The organism is Micrococcus sp. (assembly GCF_030523875.1).
Classification (GTDB): domain Bacteria; phylum Actinomycetota; class Actinomycetes; order Actinomycetales; family Micrococcaceae; genus Micrococcus.
In genome coordinates this window covers 1-20,746 of sequence record NZ_JAUNHR010000008.1, presented here as the reverse complement: position 1 = coordinate 20,746, position 20,746 = coordinate 1, and the positions used below count along the sequence as shown (strand labels likewise).

At 75.4% G+C, this 20,746-nt stretch carries 22 protein-coding genes; 7 read left to right on the top strand and 15 right to left on the bottom strand.

What is annotated here, in order from left to right; genetic code table 11:
* Positions 1–48: 48 nt before the first annotated feature.
* The 3 genes from Q4D18_RS02155 to Q4D18_RS02145 are packed head-to-tail and all read left to right on the top strand — an operon-like array spanning position 49 to position 2,124.
* Positions 49–609, top strand: coding sequence for a hypothetical protein (locus Q4D18_RS02155; protein WP_303125321.1), 561 nt, complete (start codon positions 49–51; stop codon positions 607–609).
* On the top strand, positions 561–1,445 hold the full coding sequence (locus tag Q4D18_RS02150) for a DMT family transporter (protein WP_303125320.1): 885 nt from the start codon (positions 561–563) through the stop codon (positions 1,443–1,445). The genes Q4D18_RS02155 and Q4D18_RS02150 overlap by 49 nt, the downstream gene beginning before the upstream one ends.
* A gap of 10 nt (positions 1,446–1,455) precedes the next feature.
* On the top strand, positions 1,456–2,124 hold the full coding sequence (locus Q4D18_RS02145; RefSeq protein ID WP_303125319.1) for an SGNH/GDSL hydrolase family protein: 669 nt from the start codon (positions 1,456–1,458) through the stop codon (positions 2,122–2,124).
* A gap of 267 nt (positions 2,125–2,391) precedes the next feature.
* Here the strand turns inward: Q4D18_RS02145 and Q4D18_RS02140 are convergent, their stop codons facing one another.
* Entirely contained in the window at positions 2,392–3,966 is a 1,575-nt protein-coding gene (locus Q4D18_RS02140; RefSeq protein WP_303125318.1) for a hypothetical protein, read from the bottom strand.
* A gap of 285 nt (positions 3,967–4,251) precedes the next feature.
* Between Q4D18_RS02140 and Q4D18_RS02135 the strand changes: the two genes are divergently transcribed.
* Positions 4,252–4,866, top strand: coding sequence for a DUF421 domain-containing protein (locus tag Q4D18_RS02135; RefSeq protein WP_303125316.1), 615 nt, complete (start codon positions 4,252–4,254; stop codon positions 4,864–4,866).
* A gap of 91 nt (positions 4,867–4,957) precedes the next feature.
* Here Q4D18_RS02135 and Q4D18_RS02130 read toward each other — a convergent pair whose 3' ends face one another.
* Positions 4,958–5,581 carry a hypothetical protein gene (locus tag Q4D18_RS02130; RefSeq protein ID WP_303125314.1) on the bottom strand — a complete coding sequence of 208 codons (624 nt, stop codon included), beginning with the start codon at positions 5,579–5,581 and terminating at the stop codon, positions 4,958–4,960.
* 129 nt (positions 5,582–5,710) lie between these two features.
* Complete coding sequence (locus Q4D18_RS02125) at positions 5,711–9,175, bottom strand: DEAD/DEAH box helicase (protein ID WP_303125312.1); 3,465 nt, start codon at positions 9,173–9,175, stop codon at positions 5,711–5,713.
* Between the two features lie 80 nt (positions 9,176–9,255).
* On the opposite strand from Q4D18_RS02125, the gene Q4D18_RS02120 reads away from it, so the two are divergent.
* Entirely contained in the window at positions 9,256–11,001 is a 1,746-nt protein-coding gene (locus tag Q4D18_RS02120) for an SDR family oxidoreductase (RefSeq protein ID WP_303125309.1), read from the top strand.
* 66 nt (positions 11,002–11,067) lie between these two features.
* Here the strand turns inward: Q4D18_RS02120 and Q4D18_RS02115 are convergent, their stop codons facing one another.
* From Q4D18_RS02115 to Q4D18_RS02065, 11 genes are read right to left on the bottom strand one after another with little or no spacing between them, the layout of a single operon-like run.
* Entirely contained in the window at positions 11,068–11,862 is a 795-nt protein-coding gene (locus Q4D18_RS02115; protein WP_303125307.1) for a glycosyltransferase family 2 protein, read from the bottom strand.
* Positions 11,859–12,431, bottom strand: a complete 573-nt coding sequence (locus Q4D18_RS02110) for a hypothetical protein (RefSeq protein ID WP_303125305.1) — start codon at positions 12,429–12,431, stop codon at positions 11,859–11,861. The genes Q4D18_RS02115 and Q4D18_RS02110 overlap by 4 nt, the downstream gene beginning before the upstream one ends.
* A complete protein-coding gene (locus tag Q4D18_RS02105) occupies positions 12,431–12,757 on the bottom strand; it encodes a lycopene cyclase domain-containing protein (protein ID WP_303125303.1) in 327 nt (108 codons plus the stop codon). The genes Q4D18_RS02110 and Q4D18_RS02105 overlap by 1 nt, the downstream gene beginning before the upstream one ends.
* A complete protein-coding gene (locus Q4D18_RS02100; RefSeq protein WP_303125301.1) occupies positions 12,754–13,080 on the bottom strand; it encodes a lycopene cyclase domain-containing protein in 327 nt (108 codons plus the stop codon). Before Q4D18_RS02100 ends, Q4D18_RS02105 begins: the two co-directional genes overlap by 4 nt.
* The gene (locus Q4D18_RS02095; protein WP_303125299.1) at positions 13,077–13,961 is read right to left on the bottom strand and encodes a prenyltransferase; all 885 of its coding nucleotides are present in this window, start codon (positions 13,959–13,961) and stop codon (positions 13,077–13,079) included. The genes Q4D18_RS02100 and Q4D18_RS02095 overlap by 4 nt, the downstream gene beginning before the upstream one ends.
* Positions 13,958–14,314, bottom strand: coding sequence for a lycopene cyclase domain-containing protein (locus tag Q4D18_RS02090; protein ID WP_303125297.1), 357 nt, complete (start codon positions 14,312–14,314; stop codon positions 13,958–13,960). Before Q4D18_RS02090 ends, Q4D18_RS02095 begins: the two co-directional genes overlap by 4 nt.
* A complete protein-coding gene (locus Q4D18_RS02085; RefSeq protein WP_303125293.1) occupies positions 14,311–14,646 on the bottom strand; it encodes a lycopene cyclase domain-containing protein in 336 nt (111 codons plus the stop codon). The genes Q4D18_RS02090 and Q4D18_RS02085 overlap by 4 nt, the downstream gene beginning before the upstream one ends.
* A complete protein-coding gene (gene crtI, locus Q4D18_RS02080; RefSeq protein WP_303125290.1) occupies positions 14,646–16,370 on the bottom strand; it encodes a phytoene desaturase family protein in 1,725 nt (574 codons plus the stop codon). The genes Q4D18_RS02085 and crtI overlap by 1 nt, the downstream gene beginning before the upstream one ends.
* The gene (locus tag Q4D18_RS02075) at positions 16,367–17,383 is read right to left on the bottom strand and encodes a squalene/phytoene synthase family protein (RefSeq protein WP_303125289.1); all 1,017 of its coding nucleotides are present in this window, start codon (positions 17,381–17,383) and stop codon (positions 16,367–16,369) included. The genes crtI and Q4D18_RS02075 overlap by 4 nt, the downstream gene beginning before the upstream one ends.
* A gap of 2 nt (positions 17,384–17,385) precedes the next feature.
* On the bottom strand, positions 17,386–18,477 hold the full coding sequence (locus tag Q4D18_RS02070) for a polyprenyl synthetase family protein (protein WP_303125287.1): 1,092 nt from the start codon (positions 18,475–18,477) through the stop codon (positions 17,386–17,388).
* Entirely contained in the window at positions 18,474–18,962 is a 489-nt protein-coding gene (locus tag Q4D18_RS02065; protein WP_303125285.1) for a MarR family winged helix-turn-helix transcriptional regulator, read from the bottom strand. The genes Q4D18_RS02070 and Q4D18_RS02065 overlap by 4 nt, the downstream gene beginning before the upstream one ends.
* 116 nt (positions 18,963–19,078) lie before the next feature.
* Between Q4D18_RS02065 and idi the strand changes: the two genes are divergently transcribed.
* Entirely contained in the window at positions 19,079–19,654 is a 576-nt protein-coding gene (gene idi, locus Q4D18_RS02060; RefSeq protein WP_303125282.1) for an isopentenyl-diphosphate Delta-isomerase, read from the top strand.
* Positions 19,655–19,741: 87 nt separating this feature from the next.
* Here the strand turns inward: idi and trxA are convergent, their stop codons facing one another.
* Positions 19,742–20,155 carry a thioredoxin gene (gene trxA / locus Q4D18_RS02055; RefSeq protein ID WP_303125281.1) on the bottom strand — a complete coding sequence of 138 codons (414 nt, stop codon included), beginning with the start codon at positions 20,153–20,155 and terminating at the stop codon, positions 19,742–19,744.
* Positions 20,156–20,295: 140 nt separating this feature from the next.
* On the opposite strand from trxA, the gene aroQ reads away from it, so the two are divergent.
* The gene (aroQ, locus tag Q4D18_RS02050) at positions 20,296–20,742 is read left to right on the top strand and encodes a type II 3-dehydroquinate dehydratase (RefSeq protein ID WP_303125279.1); all 447 of its coding nucleotides are present in this window, start codon (positions 20,296–20,298) and stop codon (positions 20,740–20,742) included.
* Positions 20,743–20,746: the final 4 nt, after the last annotated feature.

Genomic DNA, 20,746 nt, shown 5'->3' with positions numbered 1-20,746 from the left:
CACCCCGGCGTCGTTGACATCGGCCCTGGATCCGCGTTCAGTCTCCCCATGTCCTCACCCCGCGATCGTGCCGCCCTGCCCGCCCGGCTGCGCGTCGCCGTCGTCGGCGCGGGGATCTCCCTCGCCCCGAACGCCGTGACCGCCCTGGAGAGCCTCGGCTACGGGCCGGCCGTGGGTCCGCTGCTGCGCCGCCAGCCCGCTGTCGAGAGCGGCCAGCGAGATCCCCGCCGCCGCTGGCTCACCCGCACCCCGCCCGAAGTGGCCTCGGGCACCCTCTTCCTCACCCGCGCAGAGCTCCACGAGATCCTCCAAGCACCCCTGCCCGGGGACGTGGTGCACACCGGCGTTCACGTCACCGCGGCGGACGCCGAGGGCGGCCGTCTCACCCTCACCGACGAGGCGGGCCGGGACACCGTCCTGGAGGCGGACCTCGTGGTCGGCGCGGACGGGCCGGGCGCGATGACCGGCGCGATCGGTGGCGGCGCCTCGACGTGTGCTGGGGGCCCGCCGCAATCAGTCACACGCCCGCCCCCCCTTCCGTGTCCCGGAGACTCTCCCCCATGCCCGCCTCCGCCGCACCGCCCGCGCTCTCCCGTTCTGCCGTCCTGAAGGCGGCCGGGCTCATCCTGGTCGGGTCCCTGGGCATCCAGCTCAGCTCCGCGGCGTCGGCCGGGATGTTCGACGCCCTGGGCCCCGCCGCAGTGAGCTCGCTGCGCATGGTGATCGCCGCCGTCGTGCTGCTGGTGATGTTCCGGCCGCGCCTGCGTGGGCGGACCCGGCAGTCCTGGCTGGGCGTGGTGGTCTACGGCGTGGCGATGGCCGCCATGAACCTCAGCCTCTACGCCGCGATCGAGCGGCTGCCCCTCGGCGTGGCCGTGACCCTGGACTTCCTGGGCCCGTGCGCCGTCGCCCTGCTGGCCTCGCGCCATCTCCAGGAGGGACTGTGCGCGCTGCTGGCGCTCGGCGGGGTCGTCCTGATCGCGGGCCCGTCCGGCTATTTCGACCTGATCGGCTACGCGTTCGGCCTCTCCGCGGCGTTCTTCTTCGCGCTGTACACGGTGTTCGCGGAGAAGGTCGGCAAGGACGACGACGGCCTGGCCGGCCTGGCGCTGTCCGTCACCGTGGCCGCGGTGGCCTCCCTGCCGTTCGGCCTGCCGCGGCTGCCGGACGTCACGGCGCCGCAATGGGGCATGCTCACGTTCTCCGCGCTGATCGGCGTGGTGCTGGCCTACACCGTGGACACGGTGGCCGCGGCGATCTCCTCGGCGCGCGTGGTGGGCACCCTGTTCAGCATCGACCCGGTGATGGGCTCGCTCGTGGGCGCCGTGGTGATGGGCGAGGTCATCTCGCTCAGCGCGTGGGCCGGGATCGTGCTGGTGTCCGTGGCCGGGGCGCTGCTGGTGTGGATCTCCGGCCGAGCCCCCCGCGCCGGTGGCGGCCGGTAGCCTGGCGCGCATGCCCTCCCCCACCGGCTGGCAGGCCCAGCACGACGCCGACTACCGCGCCCACTGGCACGCCCTCGCCGCGCACGAGGACCCCGACGCCCTCACGTGGGTGGTTCTCGGCGACTCGGCCGCCGTCGGAATCGGGGCCGAGAGCGTGGAGCGCACGTACGTGGCCCAGGTGGCCGAGCGGGTGGCCGCCGAGACCGGCCGGCCCGTGCGCGTGGTGAACCTCGCCGTGTCCGGGGCCATGGCGAAGGACGTGCTCGCCGACCAGCTGCCCCTCATGCCGGCGAGCGGGGTGGACGCGGTGACGTGCGTCGTCGGCGGCAACGACGTCACCTGGGCTTGGCGGTTCCGCGAGGCCGCGTTCGAGGAGCCGCTCGAGGCGATCGCCCGCGCCCTGCCCGCCGGCGCCACGCTGGGCCTGGTCCCGACGTTCCGCATCCCGCCGTTCGAGGCCCGCGTGCGCCGGGCGAACACGGTGGTGCGGCGGGTGGCGGCGCGGCACGGGCTCGGCGTCGCGGACGTTCACACGGCCACCCGGCGGCGGAACCTGAAGCACCAGGTGAGCCGCCTCGCGCGCGACCTGTTCCACCCCAACGGCGCCGGCTACGAGGACTGGGCCGCAGCGATCACCCCCGAGGTGCTCCGGCAGGTGGGGGGCCGGGCGCTCCGCTGAGGCATGCGCCGGCGACGCGCCGCGTCCGGTCGACGTGGATTCGCAGGATCGCCCTGACCCAGGGCGACCCTGCGAAGGGACGTCGACCCGATGGGAGTTGGCGGACGCGGGCCCCCCGCACGCACGACGGCGGGGGCCGCGTCCCCACGACACGGCCCCCGCCTGCGGCACCCTCGGGCGCCCGCCCGGGACGTCCCCACGACATCCCCGGCACCGGCCGTCCTGCGCTCCCCACGAGCGCGGAACGGCCGGAGTCTCGTCACACGATCAGTGGTCGTGGCCCTCGTGCTCGTCCGAGGACTCGCCCTCGTGGCCGTCGTCGTCGTGCGCCTCGCCCTCATGGTCCTCGTGGTCGGCGTGGTCGTCGCCCTCCTCGGGCTTCACGGACTCGGGCTCGCCGGTGACCACGGCCATCTCGACGGGCGCGAACTCCAGGTCCTCCTCGAGGACCTTCTCACCGGTCTCCAGGTCCACGGCCACGAGCTTCTTGTTCTCGGCGTCGGTCACGTAGGCGGTGTTCCCGGCGACCTTCAGGATCGGACCGGGCTCCTGCCACTCGTCCTTCTCCTTCCAGGGCTGGATCACGGGGTGCTCGGCGGTGATCTCGCCGGTCTCCTCGTCGATCACGTTGAGCTCGCCGTCGTAGGTGAGCACCACGCCGGAGCCGTCCGCCGCGCGGCCGAGGGAGCGGAACCAGTACGAGGAGCCCAGCTCCACGGTGGTCAGCTCGTCCGTGCGGGAGTCGATCAGCGCCACCTTCGTGGGCCGCTCGACGGCCTCCTCCGGCTCCTCCTCGACCTTGTAGTCGCCCAGGACGATCGGCGAGTCGTGCAGGCCGAACAGGTTGCCCGAGCGCTGCCACTCCGGCTCGACATCCACCTTGTGGAACTCGCCGTCCCGGTACACGATCGGCCCGTTCTCGCAGCCCATCACCACGACGTCGCCGGACGCGTTCGGCTGGGCCGCCGCCTCGCCGTGGGAGCCGGGGCAGTCGTCGGTCTCGGCCTTGACCTCGCCCGTCTCACGGTCGACCACCTGGACGACGTTCCGGGACTCCTCGGTGCCCTGTGTCGTGAACAGGGTGCCGTCCGCCAGCTCGAGGGCCACGCCGTGGTGCGGGTCGTCGGTGGTGTTCTCCTCCATGACCGGCATGAGGTCCCGCGTGGCCTTGTCCAGGTGGGCGGAGTCGAAGGTCTGGATGGCGCCGGTGCCGTCGGCGAAGAGGGTGGTCTGCCCGTTGTGGGTCACCACGTGTCCGGCGTGGTCGCCGGGGAAGGTCACGCCGGTCATGCCCGGCTCGGACTCGTAGTTGTGGAAGTGGTCCCCGTGCGCCTTGGCCTGGATGCCGGCGTTGAAGACCTCCCAGCCGTTGCCCGTGATCACCATGACGTCCTTGCCGTTGCCGGCGTTGGACAGGCGCTTGAAGCCGGGGGCGGGCTGGTCCTTCACGACCTCGCCGGTCTCCGCGTCCAGCAGGGTCAGGCCGTCCTCGTGGGAGAGCAGCACGCGGGGGGTCACGGTGGCCACCTCGGTGGCCTTCGTCGGGTCCACCCAGTCGGACTCGGGCACGGAGGACGCGGCCTGCACCTCACCGGACGCCGACGACGACGCCCCCGCCTCCGCCGGATCGCTCGCCGCGGCCTGGTCCGAGGCCCCGGCCGAGCCGGCGGCGGACGAGGCGGACCCGGCCGCCGTCGTCGGGCCGGAGGAGGCCGGAGCGGAGGAGCTGCCCTGCCCGGCGGTCCCGCCGGAGCACGCCGTGAGGGCGATGGCCGCGGCGGCGAGGGTGGCGGTGAAGGAGGAGGCGGCAAGGCGGGAGCGGCGCTGGGGGCGCGGGGTCATGGGGTCTCCAGTCGGATGGGTGTGAACAATTGCGACTGGTTCACAATAAACACTTCTGCGAACAGTTCTCAACTTCCCCCTCCCGTTTTCGCCGACGCAACACGCCCACGGCTCAGTCTTTCGCTGACGCAACACGCGCCGAGGACTCGTTGTCGCTGCCGCCCGCGCCCGGCCGAACCCCTGCGACATCACAGCGCGGCGGAACGGCGGTGACGTCGCTCCGGGTCGGCCAGGGCGGGGGCGGGGACGGGGCGGGTGGCGGAACTGCCGGTGGAGAATGAGGGCATGTCCCCCTCGGAAGCCGCCGTCGCCGTCGCCCTCCCCGTGCTGGGCTGGGCCCCGCCGCAGGGGTGGCCCGCGGCGCTGACGGAGCACCTGGGGATGGAGCTGTGGCGGATCCCCGTGGTGGTGCTCAGCGCGGTGGGGATCTACGTCACGGCGCTGCTGCTGCTGAGGGTGTTCGGCGCGCGGCTGATCACGGGGCTGTCCGTGTTCGACACCGTGGTGGCGCTGATGTTCGGCGGCGTGGCGGGCCGCGTGATCCTCGGCCACCCGCCCACGCTCGCGGCCGGGGTGGTCGGCCTGACCACGCTCGCACTCCTGGAGACCGTGTTCGGCGCGATCACCGGCACGGTGCGCGGCGCCCGGACGATGGGCGGCCGGGCCCGCGTGATCGTGGCCCGCGGTCGGATCCTCGCCGACCAGGCCCGGCGCGGTCGCGTCACCCGCGGCCACCTCAACACGGCCCTGCGCGCGGCCGGGGTGCGCCACCTCGGGGAGGTGCAGGCGGTGATCCTCGAGGCCAGCGGGCGGCTCAGCGTCATCCGCGCCGGGGAGCCGATCGACCTCGACCTCCTCGGGGACGCGATCGGCGCCGACCAGCTCCACGACGACGCCTGAACGCTTCCGCTCGCAGAACGAGGGACTCCCCGACGTCTTCGCTCGCGCAACAGGGGGCTCTCCGGCACTTCCGCTGACGGAGCGGGAGGCCTCAGGCCGGGCCGGGACCGACGTCGTCGTCGTGCTCACCCTCGAACTCCCCCGGGCGGTGCAGCCGCCCCCCGGGCGAGCGTGCACGCAGCCACGTGAGCACGGTGAGCAGGATCAGCACGAGCACGGACATGATCAGCCCGTTGAGCACCAGCACCCCGGCGGGCACGGGGTCCACCGCCTGCAGGAGCGTGGGCTGGGCGGCCGCGCCGGCCAGCGTGGCCAGCACCAGCGGCCAGCGGGTCCCCAGCCGGTCCGCGACGCCGGCCCCCAGCACCGCGGCGGGCAGCGCCAGCAGCGGGGTCAGGGAGGGGTTGGGCGCCAGCAGCGCCCCCGCGAGCGCCACCCCGGGCACCGCCGCGAGCCACAGCAGGGACCGCCGGGGCAACGTGGGCCCGGACGGGCGGTCCCGCCCCGCCGACTCGACCACCAGCAGCACCGCCAGCAGCGCCAGGAGCCCGGCCGCCGTCGTCGCCCCGGGCACCGCGGTCAGCAGCCCGCCGCCCGCGCCGCTGGTCAGGTGCAGCGCGGTCAGCGCCAGCCCCACGGCGACGGCGGGGGTCGGCTCGTCCAGCCAGCGCCAGTCGCGCTCGTGGGCGGCGGGGGCCTGCTCGACGCGGATCATGGGCTCCATTGTGGGGCAGGGCGGGCGGGGTCGACGGGCGCGTCAGCGACGACGGGCCGGCCACGCGTGTTGCGCGAGCGAAAACGCCGACGGGACGCGTGTTGCGCGAGCGAAAACGCAGGAGGGGGGTCAGGCGTCCGGGTCGTCGAGGGAGAGCAGCTCGCGGATGTCGTCGGCGGTGAGGGACTCGGTGAAGGCGCCGGAGGCGGAGTCGTCGGACTCGTCCATGAGTGCGCCGAACAGCTCGGCCTTGCGCTGCTGCAGCTCGAGCACCTTCTCCTCGATGGTCCCCTCGGAGACCATGCGGTAGACCATCACGGTGCGGTCCTGGCCGATCCGGTGCGCGCGGTCCACGGCCTGGTTCTCCGCGGCGGGGTTCCACCACGGGTCCATGAGGAACACGTAGTCCGCCTCGGTCAGGGTCAGTCCGAACCCGCCCGCCTTCAGCGAGATGAGGAACACGGGCGCCTGCCCGTCGCGGAAGCCCTGGATGACGTCCGCGCGGTTCCGGGTGGAGCCGTCCAGGTAGGCGTGCTCCACGCCCATCGCGTCCAGCTCCTCGGCCACCACGCGCAGGAAGGAGGTGAACTGGCTGAACACGATCACGCGGTGCCCCTCGGCCAGGACCTCCTCGAGGTCCGCGAGGAACCGCTCGAGCTTGGAGGACGGCACGGCCGCGTACTCGTCGTCCACGATCTGCGGGGCCAGGGCGAGCATGCGCAGCAGCGTGAGCGACTTGAAGATGGTGAACCGGTTGCCGTCCATGTCCCCGAGCAGGCCGAGGACCTTGCGCCGCTCGCGCGCCAGCACGCGGTCGTACACCTTGCGGTGCGCGGCCTCGAGCTCCACGGAGAGCACCTGCTCCTGCTTGGGCGGCAGGTCCTTGGCCACCAGCTCCTTGGAGCGGCGCAGCATGAACGGGCGCACCCGCCGGCGCAGCGCGGCCATGCGCTCGGGGTGCTCGCCGGACTCGATCGGCGTCACATAGGCCTCGCGGAACCGGCGATGGCTGGGGAACAGCCCCGGGACCACCACCTCCAGCAGCGCCCAGAGGTCCGTGAGCGAGTTCTCCATGGGCGTGCCGGTGATGGCCAGCCGGAACGGGGCGTCGAGGTCCCGGGCCACCTGGTGCACCTTGGAGGCCTTGTTCTTGAGGAACTGCGCCTCGTCCAGCACCACGCCGCCCCACGTCGTGCCGCTGTAGCCGGCCGCGTCGATCCGCAGCAGCGTGTAGGAGGTGACGACGACGTCGGCGCCCGCCGCCTCCGCCGCGACGTCCGTGCCGCGCCGGCGGGTGGTGGTGTCCAGGACGCGCACGTCCAGGCCCGGGGTGAAGCGTGCGGCCTCGGAGGCCCACACGGACACCACGGAGGACGGGGCCACCACCAGGAACGGCGCCCGGTCCGGGTGCTCGGCGCGGGCGTGGGCCATCAGCGCCAGGGTCTGGACGGTCTTGCCCAGGCCCATGTCGTCCGCCAGGATCCCCCCGAGGTCCTGGTCGTGCAGGAAGCGCAGCCAGCGCAGGCCGTCCTCCTGGTACGGGCGCAGGTCCGCCTCCAGCCCCGGCACCTCGGGGGCCTCGGGCAGGCGGTCCACGGAGGCCAGGCGCCCGACGGCGGCGGTCCACTCCGGGTCCTCGTGCACCTCGTCCGCGATCTCCTTGAGGTCCTCCCAGAAGCCCACCTGGTGGCGGGAGACGGCGGTGCTCTCCGGCGTCCACTCCTGCAGGGTGGCCGCCTCGGAGAGCAGGGCGCGCAGCCGGTCGAACGCGGGGTGGTCCAGGCCCAGCCAGGTCCCGTCCCGCAGCATCAGGGTGGTCCTGCCCTGCACGAGCGCGGTGAACAGCTCCACGAACGGCAGCATGTGCCCGTCCACGGACACCTGCACGCCCAGGTCGAACCAGTCGTGCCGGGCGGCCCTCGTGGAGACCTCGATGCGCGGCGCCGCGGTCAGCTCCCGGTAGTCGGGGCGGTCCCCGGTGACGTCCACGCGCACGTGGTCCAGCCGCTGCAGCAGGGGCAGCACGGTCTCGGAGAACCGGGCCGCGCCCACGCCCTCGAGCTCCTGCTCCTCGGTGCGCGCGGCGCGCGGCCACACCTCGACGGCGGCCCGCACCACGGCCTCCTCGTGGCGGGGGTCCCGCAGGCCCTCGGCGCCGAGGTCGAGCTCCCGCGGCGGGTCGAAGTACAGCCAGGACCAGCGCAGCACGAGCCGGTGGTCCGGGCGGAAGTCCGCCTGCAGGCGCAGCACGGGCGGCTCGAATTCGGGCAGCTCCACGGAGGCGTCGCGGCTGTCCACGTCGAGGGCCGCTCGCAGGCGCGGGTAGATCCGTCCCAGGAACTCCTCCCGGTCCGCGGCGGGCACGTGCACGGGGCGGCCCGCCAGGACCATGCGCTGCACGGGCTCCGGCACGGGCCGCCGGGCGGGGATCAGGTGCAGCGTCCAGGTGCCGTCCTCCTCCTCGACCGGGCGGTAGAAGCCGATCGAGCCGACCGCCCGCACCCCCCGCAGCGGCTCGGGCCGGGGCGGGGCGGCGGCGTCGTCCGCGGCGGGGCGGCGGCGGGCCGGGACCAGCGAGGGCGAGACCTCGAGCCCGCCCTCCGGGGCGGCGGCCACGTCCAGGCCGACCTCCACCGGCGCGTCCAGGACCACGTCCGCCAGCACGCCCTGCGCCACGAGCGGCACGCCGGCCTCCTGGGCCTCGGCGAGCAGCTGCCAGATGCGCCCGGAGTCGAACGCGTGCAGCCCGAACCAGGCGTCCGTGGGGTAGGAGTCCTCCGCCTGCAGCTGACGCCACACCAGACGCAGGGCGCGCTCCTGCGCGGGGGCGTACTCGGCGCGCGGGAACTGGAACGCCTTCCACGTCAGCCCGCCCTTGATCCACGTGCCCTTCGCCCCGCGCTTGAGCGGGCGCAGGATCACGTACAGCGGGCGGTCCTCACGCAGGTGCTCCTCGCCCGCCGGGGCCGGGCCCCACTGCTGGTACACGTTGTGGGAGGACTCGGCCACCAGCTCGACGCCGATCGCCAGGTCCGGCGGCGGGGCCAGCCGGCGCGGCCCGCCGTCGAGCCCGGCCAGGGGCTCCAGGACGCCCCGCCACGGCAGGGCGGCGCCCTCGGTGTGCGCGGGGTCGGCGTCGACGGCGACGGCGGCCTCCGCCCCGGCACGGGCGGCGCCGGCGTCGGGCGCGGCGATCCGGTCCGCGGTGGTGACCATGCGGGCGAGCTCGTCGCGGGCGGCCTCCCGGGCCGCGTCCGCGTGGCGACGGGTGATCTCGTAGAGGGCGGCGGCCACGTGCTTGCAGTCCTCGCCCACGGGGCACTGGCAGCGGCCGGCGGTGGGCTCGAGCAGGGGCGTGCCGTCCTCGGCGCTCTCCCCGGACTCCTGCAGGCGCACGGCCTGGCGGTAGGGCTGCGGCGCCGTGCCCCGCACGGCCGAGGTCAGGCGCAGCCGGGCGGCGTCGTAGGTGACGCGGACCACGTCCCCGGCGGCCGCGATCTCGAAGCCGCGGTCCGCGCTGGTGGGGCCCACGAGGGCGCGGATGGCCTCGGTCCGCAGGTGCGGGAGGGGGTCGCCGGGAACGCCAGATGCCATAGGGGTCAGTCTTTCACGGACCGGCCGCCCCGCGCCGCCCAGGCATGCCCCTCACGGGTGCCGCTCCCTAGGCTGGGGGCATGACTGAGAACGAGACGGGCCATCCGCCCCGGGGCGGCAGCCCCTCCCCCACCTCCGAGCCCCTCGACGGCGCGCACGTGGCCGACCACCAGTCCCCCGCCGCCCCCGCGGAGCACGCCTCCCCCCTCGGCCTCTCCCTGCCGGAGGGGCGCGGCCGCCGCGTGCTCGTCACGGGCGCCACCGGCTACGTGGGCGGACGCGTGATCCCCGAGCTGGTCGCGGCCGGGTTCCAGGTGCGCGCCGCAGCCCGCAACCCGCACGACCTCGACGGCCGCCCGTGGTCGGAGGACGTGGAGGTCGTGGAGTGCGACCTCTCCGAGGCCGAGCAGGTCCGGGCCGCCATGGAGGGCGTGCACACCGCCCTCTACCTGGTGCACTCGATGGGCGGCAGGGGCGACTTCGTGGAGCGCGAGCAGCAGATCGCGGACATCGTGGCCACCGCCGCGGACCGGGCCGGGGTCACCCAGCTGGTGTACCTCTCCGGCCTCCACCCGGACGGCAAGCCCGTGGAGGAGCTCTCGGACCACATGCGCTCCCGCGCCCTCGTGGCCCAGCGCCTCGAGGACGCCGAGACGCCCGTGCTGACCTTCGAGGCCGGCGTCGTGATCGGCTCGGGGTCCACCTCCTTCGAGATGATCCGCCACCTCTCCGACCGCCTGCCCGTGATGCCCGGCCCCAGCTGGCTGGACAACCGGGTGGAGCCGATCGCCATCCGCGACGTCCTCTACTACCTCGTGCACGCGTGCGCGCTGACGGAGCCGGTGCAGGCCCGCGCGCAGATCGGCTGCGGCCGCGCCCAGCCGTTCAAGGAGATGCTCACGGACTACGCGGAGGCCGCGGGGCTGTCCCGGCGCCGCGTGTTCACCCTGCCCATCCCGGCGCAGCGGCTCTCCGGCTTCTGGATCGGCCTGGTCACCCCCATCCCCATGGGCGTGGCCATGCCCCTGGCCGCCTCCCTCGCGGAGGACGCGGTGACGGAGGACCACGACGTCGAGCGGATCATCCCCGACCCGCCGGGCGGGCTCACCTCCTACCAGGAGGCCGTGCGCCGCGCCCTCAAGCACGAGGAGCAGGGCCCGCTGGAGGTCACCTTCGACGCGGACCTCTACGCCTCCAAGGACCCTGCCGCGCCGCTGCCCTCGGACCCGGACTGGGCCGGGAAGACCGTCTACACGGACGACCGCGAGCGCGAGTCCGACCTGCCGCCGGAGGCGGTGTGGCCGGTGATCGAGTCGATCGGCGGGCGCAACGGCTACTACTCCACCCCGCTGCTGTGGAAGGTGCGCGGGCTGATGGACAAGATCGTGGGCGGGCCGGGCCTGGCGCGCGGCCGACGCGACGCCGAGCACGTGCGCGCGGGCGACTACGTGGACTGGTGGCGCGTGGAGGAGGTGGAGCCGGGGCGGCGCCTGACGCTGCGCGCGGAGATGCGCGCGGGCGGCCGGGCGTGGCTGCAGCTGAGCACCGAGGCCACGGACACCGGCTCGCGCTACCGCCAGCGGGCGATCTTCATGCCCGACGGCGCCCTGGGCCGCGCGTACTGGACGGCGATCCTCCCGTTCCACGCGCTCGTGTTCCCGGAGATGGCCGCGAACATCCTCGCCGAGGCCGAGCGTCGGCACACCGGTGCGGACAAGCCCTCACGCCGCCCCGGCGTGGCCGGGCTGCTCGACCGCCTGCCGCTGCGCAGGAACCCGCTGCGCCGCAACCGGGACGAGGAGCAGGGCGAGCCGAAGGACGCCTGAGCCCGACGCCGTCGCGCGGCCCCGCCGCACGGTCCAGCCTCCGACGCCGCCGCCCGCCCCTGCTCCTCAGGGGCGGGCGGCGGCCTGCACCCGGCGCACCCAGCGCATGCCCGGGGACAGCTCCGCCCAGTTCAGGCGCAGGGTGGTGACGGCCATCCGTCCCTGGCGCACCCGCGCGTCGAGGGAGCCGAACAGGCGCCCGGCCGCGCCCACCCGCAGTCCGGGGTCGAAGCGGGTGGACGCGGGGGCGTGGCGGAGCAGGTGGAAGCTGAGGTCGAGGTCGTCGTGCACGTCCGCGCGGTGGCGGTGCACCCGGTGCCGGACGGCGCGCCACGCCTCGGCCCGCAGGGCGCAGTTCGAGCCCCACAGCGGGGTGCCCGCCAGCGCGGCGCCGCCGGCCCACCGGTAGGCGGCGGTGTAGGCGGCGGAGCGCACCCGCCCCAGCAGGCGGGGCTGGTCGTAGAACCGCCCCGGGCCGGTGAGCCCGAGCAGGGCCGGCTCGGCGGCGAAGCGCGCGGCGATCCGCTCGGTCCAGTCCGGGGGCACGCGGGTGTCCGCATCGCAGCGCAGGATCAGGTCCCCGCGGGCGGCGTCGTACCCGGCGGCCGCGGCGGAGGGGATGCCGCGGCGCGGCTCGTGCACCACGCGGGCCCCGGCGGCGCGCGCCACGGCCGCGGAGTCGTCCGTGCTGCCGTTGTCCACCACCACCACCTCGTCCGGCCGGCGGGTCTGCCGCGCCAGCAGGGCGAGGCAGGCGCGCAGGTGCGCGGCGTCGTCGAGGACGGGCACCACCACGGAGACCGTGGGCGCCGCCGTCGGGACGGGCCCGGGGTGAGCGGCGTCCGCCGCGGGACCGTTCACCGGCCGTCCCGCCGCGCCGCGCGCACCGCGACCACGGCCGCGACCACCGCGCCGACGAGGTCGGCGGTGAGGTCGCCGAGGGTGTCGTCGTAGCCCACGCCGATCTCCTCCGTGACCTGGTGGTGGCCCCACCACTCGGCGATCTCCCACACCACGCCGAGCGCCACGCCCGCCGAGGCCAGCGCGAGCACGGAGAGCACGGGGCCGAGCACGCGCACCGCCTCGGCCGGCGTCACCGGGCCGCCGTCCCGTCCGCGCCGGCGCAGGGCGGAGCGCACCACGACGGCGACCAGCCCCGTGACCACGGCGGTGGCGGCGGCGTGCATGACCAGGTCCAGGCCCTCGGCGCGGTGGTAGAGGCCGATCACGCTGGCCCAGCCGGCGGCGAGCAGGACGACCTGCCCGGCCCAGTCCAGCAGGCGCCCGCCGGCGAGCCAGCGCAGGAGCCACTGGCCGCCGAACACCAGGAACATGGCGGCGGCGCTGGGCCAGCCGGCCACCGCCCCGGCCGCGGGGACGAGGGCCAGGCCGACCAGGCGCAGCACGTCCGCGGGGATCGGGGCGGGCATCAGGGCGCGTCCCGGCGACGACGGCGCCGGGTCCCCGTCAGCAGCAACCACAGCCCGGGCAGCAGCAGGGCGGACCCGAGCGGGTAGGCGAAGTCCTCGATGGGCGCGAGGCCCACGTGCACGCCGGCCAGGGCGTGGCCGCCGTAGTCGAACAGCCCGGAGGCGATCATCACGTTGTCGAACACGGCGGTGAGCACCCAGAGGGCGGCGGTGGCCAGCAGGATCGCCCCGACGTGGCGGGCGCGGACCCGGCCGGCCAGCGCCGCCGCGAGCAGCACCCCCAGCGCCAGGCCGAGGAACACGGCGTTGAGCTCCCAGAAGGTCACGGGGCCCTCCTCTCGGCGCGGTGCTCCAGCACTCGCAGGGCGCCGGTGAACAGCACCATGGTCAGGTAGCTGAGGAACAGGAGGAAGAACGCCTCCTCGAGCGGCAGCTGGTGGGCCAGCATGATCCCGGTCATCAGCGGGGAGTCGCGGTGCAGGAAGATGCCCTCGGCGATCGCCCACACGTCCCACCAGAGGAAGTAGGCCAGGCCCACGGCCAGGACCACGGCCCCGGCCACGGGGCGGCGCCACAGGAACAGCCGCCAGCGGGCGTCCGTCAGGGCCATGCAGCCGATCAGGGCCACGAGCACGAGCAGGTACGTCATCCGAGGATCCCCCGCTCGAACGCCCACCAGATCAGCAGCATGGTCACGAGGAACCCCGTCAGGTAGTTGAGCCACAGGAAGGTGCGCCAGCCGCGGTTCGCCTGCCCGGAGGTGGCGTCCGTGATCCTGGCGAAGCGCAGGGTGCTGGCCAGGTACGGCAGCGCGAGCAGGGCGGCCAGCGGGCCGGGCCACTGCGTGCCCAGCAGCAGCAGGCCCGCCCCGGCGTAGAGCGCGGCGGCGGCCCACACGGTGGGCCGGGCGCCGAGCACGGTGGCCACCGAGGACAGGCCTCCCTCGCGGTCCGGGACCACGTCCTGCACCGCGCCGAACATCTGGGAGGCCATGCCCCACAGGAAGAAGCCGCCCAGCAGCGCCCACAGGGCGCCGGTGAACTCCGCTCCGGCGAGCACCAGGGCGTACACGGCGGGCGAGACGAAGTGCGTGGCGGAGGTGACGGCGTCGAGGAACGGACGCTCCTTGAACCGCAGCCCCGCCCACGAGTACGCGGCCACCGCGAACAGGGACACCGCCAGCACGCCGACGGCGGCCCACTCCCCCCGCAGGATCGACCAGCCGGCCAGCACGGCCGCGAACGGGGCGGACACCAGACAGGACCAGACCAGCACCCGGCGGCGCACCGCGGGGTCGGCCAGCACGGAGCCCTCCACGCCGCCCTTGCGCGGGTTGCGCAGGTCGGACTCGAAGTCGAAGACGTCGTTGATGCCGTACATCGCCAGGTTGTAGGGCACCAGGAAGAACACCGTCCCCAGGGCCACGAGCCACCACGGCAGACCGCCGGTCAGCAGCGCGGCCGCGGCGAACGGGTAGGCGGTGTTGACCCAGCTCAGCGGCCGGGACGCCCAGAACAGGGTGCGGATCACGCGATGTCCTCCAGCTCCTCCGGCGTCCCCCGACCGGTCTCGTCGTCATGTGCCCGCGGGTCCCGGACGAGGGTCCAGAGCCCGGCCAGCAGGGCCGTGCCGGCGATCGGGTAGAGGAAGTCCTCCACCGGGGCGAGCCCGATGCGGGCGCCGGCGATGTTCGCCCCGGTGTAGTCCACGATCCCCAGCCCGATGATGACGGAGTCGAAGACGCCCGTCAGCGGCACCAGGAGGGCCAGGGCCGTCGCGACGCCGAGGCGCACCCGCCGGGTCAGGCGGCCCCGGAGCCCCGCGGCGGCCAGCACGAGGCCGGCCACGGCCAGGAACGGCAGGCTGATCAGCAGGTATGTCACGACCCTACTCCGTCCCGCGTGCGCCTCGCCCACGCCAGCACCCGGGGGGCGGCCTCCACGTAGACGAGCGTCTGGTGGCACAGCAGCCACAGGAAGAGGACCTCCTCCACCGGCAGCTCCGGGGCCAGGAAGAGGCCCACGGAGACCTCGTTGGCGCCGTGGCGGAACACGTCCGCGGCGATCCCCACCAGGTCCCACGCCAGGAAGAACGCCACCCCCGCGGCCAGGACCGCCACGGCCCGGCGCGGGGTCCCGGAGAACAGGACCAGGCGCCAGCGGGCGTCGATCAGCAGGAAGCAGCCGCTGACCAGCAGCAGGGCGGCGAGGTACATCAGGCCCCGGCGGCGGGCCGGGTCCCCGCGTGCAGCGCCACCTCGGAGCCGGCGGGCACCCCGGAGACCTGCTCGCGGGCGATCTCCGCGGAGATCAGGCACATCGGCACCCCGATGCCCGGGCGCACCGAGGAGCCGGCGTAGACCAGCCCCTCGACGCGAGGGTCGCGCACCGGCGGCCGGAACATCGCGGACTGCCGCAGGGTGTGCCCCGGGCCCAGCAGGGAGCCGCGCCACGCGTGGACGTCCGCGGCGAAGTCCGCCGGGCCCCACGTGCGGCGCACCACGATCCGCTCGGCCAGGTCCTCCACGCCCGTCCAGCGGGCCAGCTGGGCGAGCGCGCGGTCGGCGACGGCCTCGACCTTCGGGTCGCCGGGCTCGTCCACGCCGGGGGCGCGGACGCCGCCGCGGCCCCAGCCGGTCTGGGCGGGGGCGGGCACCAGCAGGAACAGGGCCTCGTCCCCCTCGGGGGCGGTGGACGGATCCGTGGCGGAGGTCATGGACACGTAGATCGAGGTCTCCTCGGTGAGGTCCTCCCCCTCCTCGATCCGGCGGAAGTTGTCCTCCCAGTCCTGCGTGAACAGCAGCGTGTGGTGCAGCAGCCGCGGCAGCCGCCCGCGCACGCCCACGCACACGAGCACGGCGGAGGGACCCGGGTCGCGGGACTCCCACGCGGCCTCGGTGACGCGCTGGTGGTGCGGCAGCAGCGCGGTCTGCACGTGGTGCAGGTCCGCAGCGGCGACGACGACGTCCGCCTCGCTCCGCCGGCGCGCCCCGGTCCCGTCCGTCCATGCGACGGCGCGCACGGCACCGGCCCGGCGGCGGGCGCCGCGCGGGGTGCGCGGCTCCCACGGGCGCGGCAGGCGCTCGAGGGCGCGGGCCACCCGGCCGCGCGGGGCGGGGGCGTCCTGCACCTCGACGGCGGTGACCTCGGCCTCGGTGACGATCTCCACGCCGGCGTCCCGGCACAGGTCCGCCATGGCGTCCACGAGGGCGGCGAACCCGCCCATCGGGTACTGCACGCCGTCCTCGAGGTCCAGGTGGGACATGAGGTGGTACATCGAGGGCGCCCGGCCCGGGGAGGTGCCCAGGAACACGGCGGGGTAGCCGAGCACCTGGCGCAGGCGCACGTCCTCGAAGCGGGCGGCCACGTGGTCCCGCAGGTTCCCCAGCAGGCCGGGGACCAGGGCCGGGAGCGCGCGCAGCACGTCCGGGCGGACCAGCTCGGTGAGGTCGCGGAAGTCCGTGTAGAGGAAGCGTCGCTTGGCCAGGGCGTACACGTCCTGGGCGGAGTCGAGGTAGGCGCGCAGGCGGGCGCCGGCGCCGGGCTCGAGGCGCTCGGCCAGGGCCGCGGCGGACTCGCGGTCCGAGACCACGTCCACGGGGTCCTCGTCCAGGTGGCCCTCGAAGTACACGCGGTAGCCCGGCTCGAGGCGGCGCAGGTCCAGGGCCTCGGCGGCGGAGGAGCCCATGAGGCGGAACCAGCGGTCGATCACCTCGGGCATGAGGTACCAGGACGGGCCCGTGTCGAACGTGAAGCCCTCGGCGGACCAGCGGCCGGAGCGGCCGCCGAGCTGCGCGTTGCGCTCCAGCAGGGTGACGCGGTGGCCGTCGCGGGCCAGCAGCCCGGCGGTGGCCAGGCCGGCGAAGCCGCCGCCGACCACGACGACGCGGCGCGCCTGCGCGGGGCGGCCGGGGGCGTCCGGGCGGGGGGAGGTGCTCATGCGGGGGTGCTCCTGACGGTCTCGGGCGGCAGGGGACGGCCGCGGCGGCCCACCCCCACGGGGGAGGCGGCGAGCACGCGGGCGGCGATCGCGGCCTTGACGGGGTCGGGCACGCGCACGCGGCGGCGGGCGAGCTCGGCGGCGGGGGTGGCCTCGATCCGGCGGGCCAGCTCGGCGAACAGCCCGTGGGCCAGCAGGACGGCCCGGCCCACGCGGGGGTCGAGCGCGAGGATGCCCGGCAGGGCGGCGTCGAGGTCCGCGTCCAGGTCCGCCAGCAGGGCGGCCTTGCGCTCCTCGGTGAGGGCCTCGGGGGTGGCGCCCTCGAAGTAGGTGCGGCCCAGCGAGTCGTGGTCCGCGGCGAGGTCGCGCAGGAAGTTGACCTTCTGGAAGGCCGCCCCGAGGCGGGAGGCGCACGCGCGCAGCCGGTCCCGCTCGGCGTCGGTGCGGGCGCGGGTGCCGGGCAGGGAGAGGAACACCTGCAGGCACATCAGCCCCACCACCTCGGCGGAGCCGTGGATGTACTCCTCGAGGGAGCGGGCGCCGTGCTCGACCACCGTGAGGTCCGCGCGCATCGAGGCGAAGAACGGCCGGGTGAGCTCGGGGGTGATGCCGTGGCGGCGGGCCACGTCCGCGAACGCGTGCAGCACCAGGTCCGTGGCGAACCCAGTGGCCATCGCGTCCTCACACGCGGCCTCGTAGGCGTCCAGCGCGGCGGCCACGCGGGGCCCGGGGACCCCGGCCTCGGCCGCGGTGCCGTCCACGATCTCGTCCGCCACCCGGACCATCGCGTAGATCGCCGCGATGTCCCGGCGCTGGGGGGCGGGCAGCGTGCGGCAGGCCCAGGAGAAGGACGTGGAGTAGCGCCCGATCACCCGGGACGCGGCGTCCAGGGCCACGGCCGTGTACAGGCCCAGGTCCGTCTCCCGGGAGGCGTCCCGGCCGGGCGGGAGGGCCTCGGCCTCGGCGGGCTCGCCGGGACGCACGGGGGTGCCCGGTCGGGGCGTGCGGAACATGCTCAGGCCTTCCGGTGCAGGATGTGGTGGCACGTGGCCACGAACTCGGCCCGCTCGGCGGGCCCCAGCGGGAGCCCGTCCAGCAGGACGCGGGCGCGGTCCACGAGGTCCGCGGCGACGTCGGTGGCGTGGGCCACGGAGCCGGCGGCCACGAGCGCCTCACGCGCCGCGTGCACCGCCTCGGCCAGCTCCCGTAGGTCCGCGCCCTCGCGCTCGGCGCGGGTGACGCGCTCGAGCGCCGCCCGCACGCGGGGGTCGCGCCGGCCGTGGGCGGTGATGAGCGTGGCCTTGCCCTCGCGCAGGTCGGCGTCGTCCGCCTTGCCGGTGCGCTCGGGGTCGCCCGTGGTGCCGAGGACGTCGTCGATCACCTGGTAGGCGATGCCCAGCAGCGCGCCGGCCTCCGCGAGGGCGTCCGCGTGGGCGGGCGCGGCGCCGGCCAGCAGGGCCCCGGCGCGCAGCGGCTCCTCGAAGGTGTAGCCGGCGGTCTTGAGCCGCTCCATCGTGAGGATGCGCTCGGTGGGCGGGTGCTCCCCGGCGTGGCGCTGGAGCGCGAACAGGACGTCCTCGAGCTCGCCGGCGGCCGCGGCCGTGGCGGCACGGAACACCGAGGCGGCCGCCGCCGCCCCGCGGTCCGGGTCCTCCGCGCACGTGACGGCCAGGCGGAACGCCTCGGTCAGCAGGACGTCCCCGGCGATCACCCCGGCGGAGCGGCCCAGGTGGGCGTCCTCCCCCGCGGGCGCCCCCGCCTCGGCCGCCTCCCGGCGGTAGAGCTCGGCCACGGTGGGGCGGCCACGGCGCACCATGTCCCGGTCGATCACGTCGTCGTGGACGATCAGCGCGGCGTGCAGCAGCTCGAAGGCCGCGCCGAGGCGGGCCACCGGCCGCGGGCGGGGGGCGTCCGGGACCGCGGCGGCGGTGCGGTAGCCGAGGTCCACCAGGCGCGGGCGGACCAGCTTGCCGCCGTCGGTCTGCTCGCGCAGCCGCTCCCACAGCACGTGGAAGGAGGCGGGCGCGTCCTCCCCCAGCGGGCGGCGCTCGAAGACCTCGGCGAGCTCGGCGCGGACGGCGTCCACGGCGTCGTGGCGGGGGCTCATGCGGCGGTCTCCCGGAGGTCGGCGCGGGCGGCGAGGTCGTCCCGCCAGGACTCCATGTGCGCGGCGGTGCGCTCGAGGAACCGCAGCACCGCGGCGGCCTCCTCCTCGGGGATGCCCGCGAGGACCTCCCCCACGAGGTCCACCATGCGCTGGACCTCCGTCATGGCCTGCTCCCGCGAGGACTCCACGGCGCGCACCACGGTGCGGCGGCGGTCCTCCGGGTGCGGCTCGCGGACGGCGTGGCCGGTGGCCACCAGGCGGTCCACCACCGCGGTGGCGGAGGCGGTGCTCAGGTGCAGGGCGCGGGCCAGCTCGGTGGGCCCCATCGGTCCGCGCATCAGCAGCGCGAGCGCGGCGTAGGCCGTGTCGTTCAGATCCATGAGGCGGCGCATCTGCGTGCGAACCTCGCCGTTGAGGCGGACGATCCGTCGCAGCGCGCGGGCGTGGTCGGTCACCCCGATGACCGCTGATGGCTCCTCCGCCATGCGCCTCTCCTCCGCCCCTGCTGTGTCTCTCGGCTTTCTAATAGTATGGCGGTCGAACCGTACACCGCCATCCGTCCCCCGAATGCCCGCGCGGGGACGCAGATCCGGAGGCCCCCGTGGACCGACCGACCCCCGCCGACGCCGCCGAGGCCGTCCCGCCCGCCGAGCTCGTGGTCCTGCTGGACCCGGACGGCCGACCGGCCGGCACCGCGCCGAAGGCCACGGTGCACCGGCGCACGGACGACGGCGGCACCCCCCTGCACCTCGCGTTCTCCTGCCACGTCTACGCCCCGGACGGCCGGTTCCTGCTCACCCGCCGCGCCCTGGGCAAGAAGGCGTTCGCCGGGGTGTGGACCAACGGGTTCTGCGGTCACCCCGGGCCGGACGAGGACCCGGCCGCCGCCGTCGTGCGCCGCGCCCCCCAGGAGCTGGGGATCACCGTGCGGGACGTGGCCCCGCTGCTGCCGGACTTCCGCTACCGGGCCGCGGACGCCGGCGGCGTGGAGGAGCACGAGGTGTGCCCCGTGTTCCGTGCCGTGGCGGACACGGCCCCGGACCCGGTGGCCGACGAGGTGGCCGAGTGGTGCTGGGTGGCGCCCGCCGAGCTGACCGCCGCCCTGGCGGCCGTGCCCCGCGCGTTCAGCCCGTGGCTGGTGCAGCAGTGGGAGCAGGGCGCGTTCGACCGGCCCTGACGCCCCCGCCCGGAGACGACGACGGGGGCCGCCGCGCGATGCGGCGGCCCCCGTCGGGGCGTCGGGCCCGAGGTGCGGGGGTCCGGCTCAGCGGGCGTCAGCGTCGTCCTGCGGAGCGGCGTCGCCCGGCTGCTGCTCGCCGGCGGCCTGCTCCTCGGCCATGCGGCGGACCTCGGCGATGTCCAGGCCCTTGACCTGGTCCAGGAGCTGGTCGAGCGCCTGGCCCGGCAGGGCGCCGGCCTGGGAGAACACCAGCACGCCGCCGCGGAACGCCATCAGCGTGGGGATGGAGGTGATGCCGGCCATCGCGGCCAGCTGCTGCTGGTCCTCGGTGTCCACCTTCGCGAAGACCACGTCCTCGTGCTTGTCCGAGGCGGCCTCGAACACGGGGGCGAACTGCTTGCAGGGGCCGCACCAGCCGGCCCAGAAGTCCACGAGGACGGTGTCGTTCTCGGCGACGGTGGTGCCGAACTGCTCGAGCGTGAGATCGGTGGTGGCCATGGGGGCGGCTCCTTCGGGATCGGGTGCGCCGTGCCCCGCGGACGCGGGGCGGCGTCGTTCCCCCGGGCCAACGACGCCGACCGGGGACCTATTCCGTGCCGCCGGAGCGCCCGTTCCGGGGCGTGCGTAGGCTGGCGCGCATGAGCACCCCCCTGCCCCTGCTGGTCCTCAACGGCCCCAACCTCAACCTCCTGGGCACGCGCGAGCCGGAGACGTACGGCACGCAGACCCTCGACGACGTCCGCGCGCTCACCGAGGAGCGCGCCGCCGAGCACGGGATGACGGTGGACTTCCGCCAGTCCAACCACGAGGGCGAGCTCGTGGACTGGATCCAGGAGGCCCGCACGGCGCACGCCGGGATCCTCATCAACCCGGCCGCCTACAGCCACACCTCCGTGGCGATCCGCGACGCGCTCGCCGCGGTGGACGTGCCGATCGTGGAGGTGCACATCAGCAACGTCCACCGCCGGGAGGCCTTCCGCCACCACTCGCACGTCTCCGCCGTGGCGGACGCGGTGATCGCCGGGGCGGGCGTGGACGGCTACGCCCTCGGCGTGGAGTGGCTGGCCCGCCGCCTGCGGGGCTGAGCCG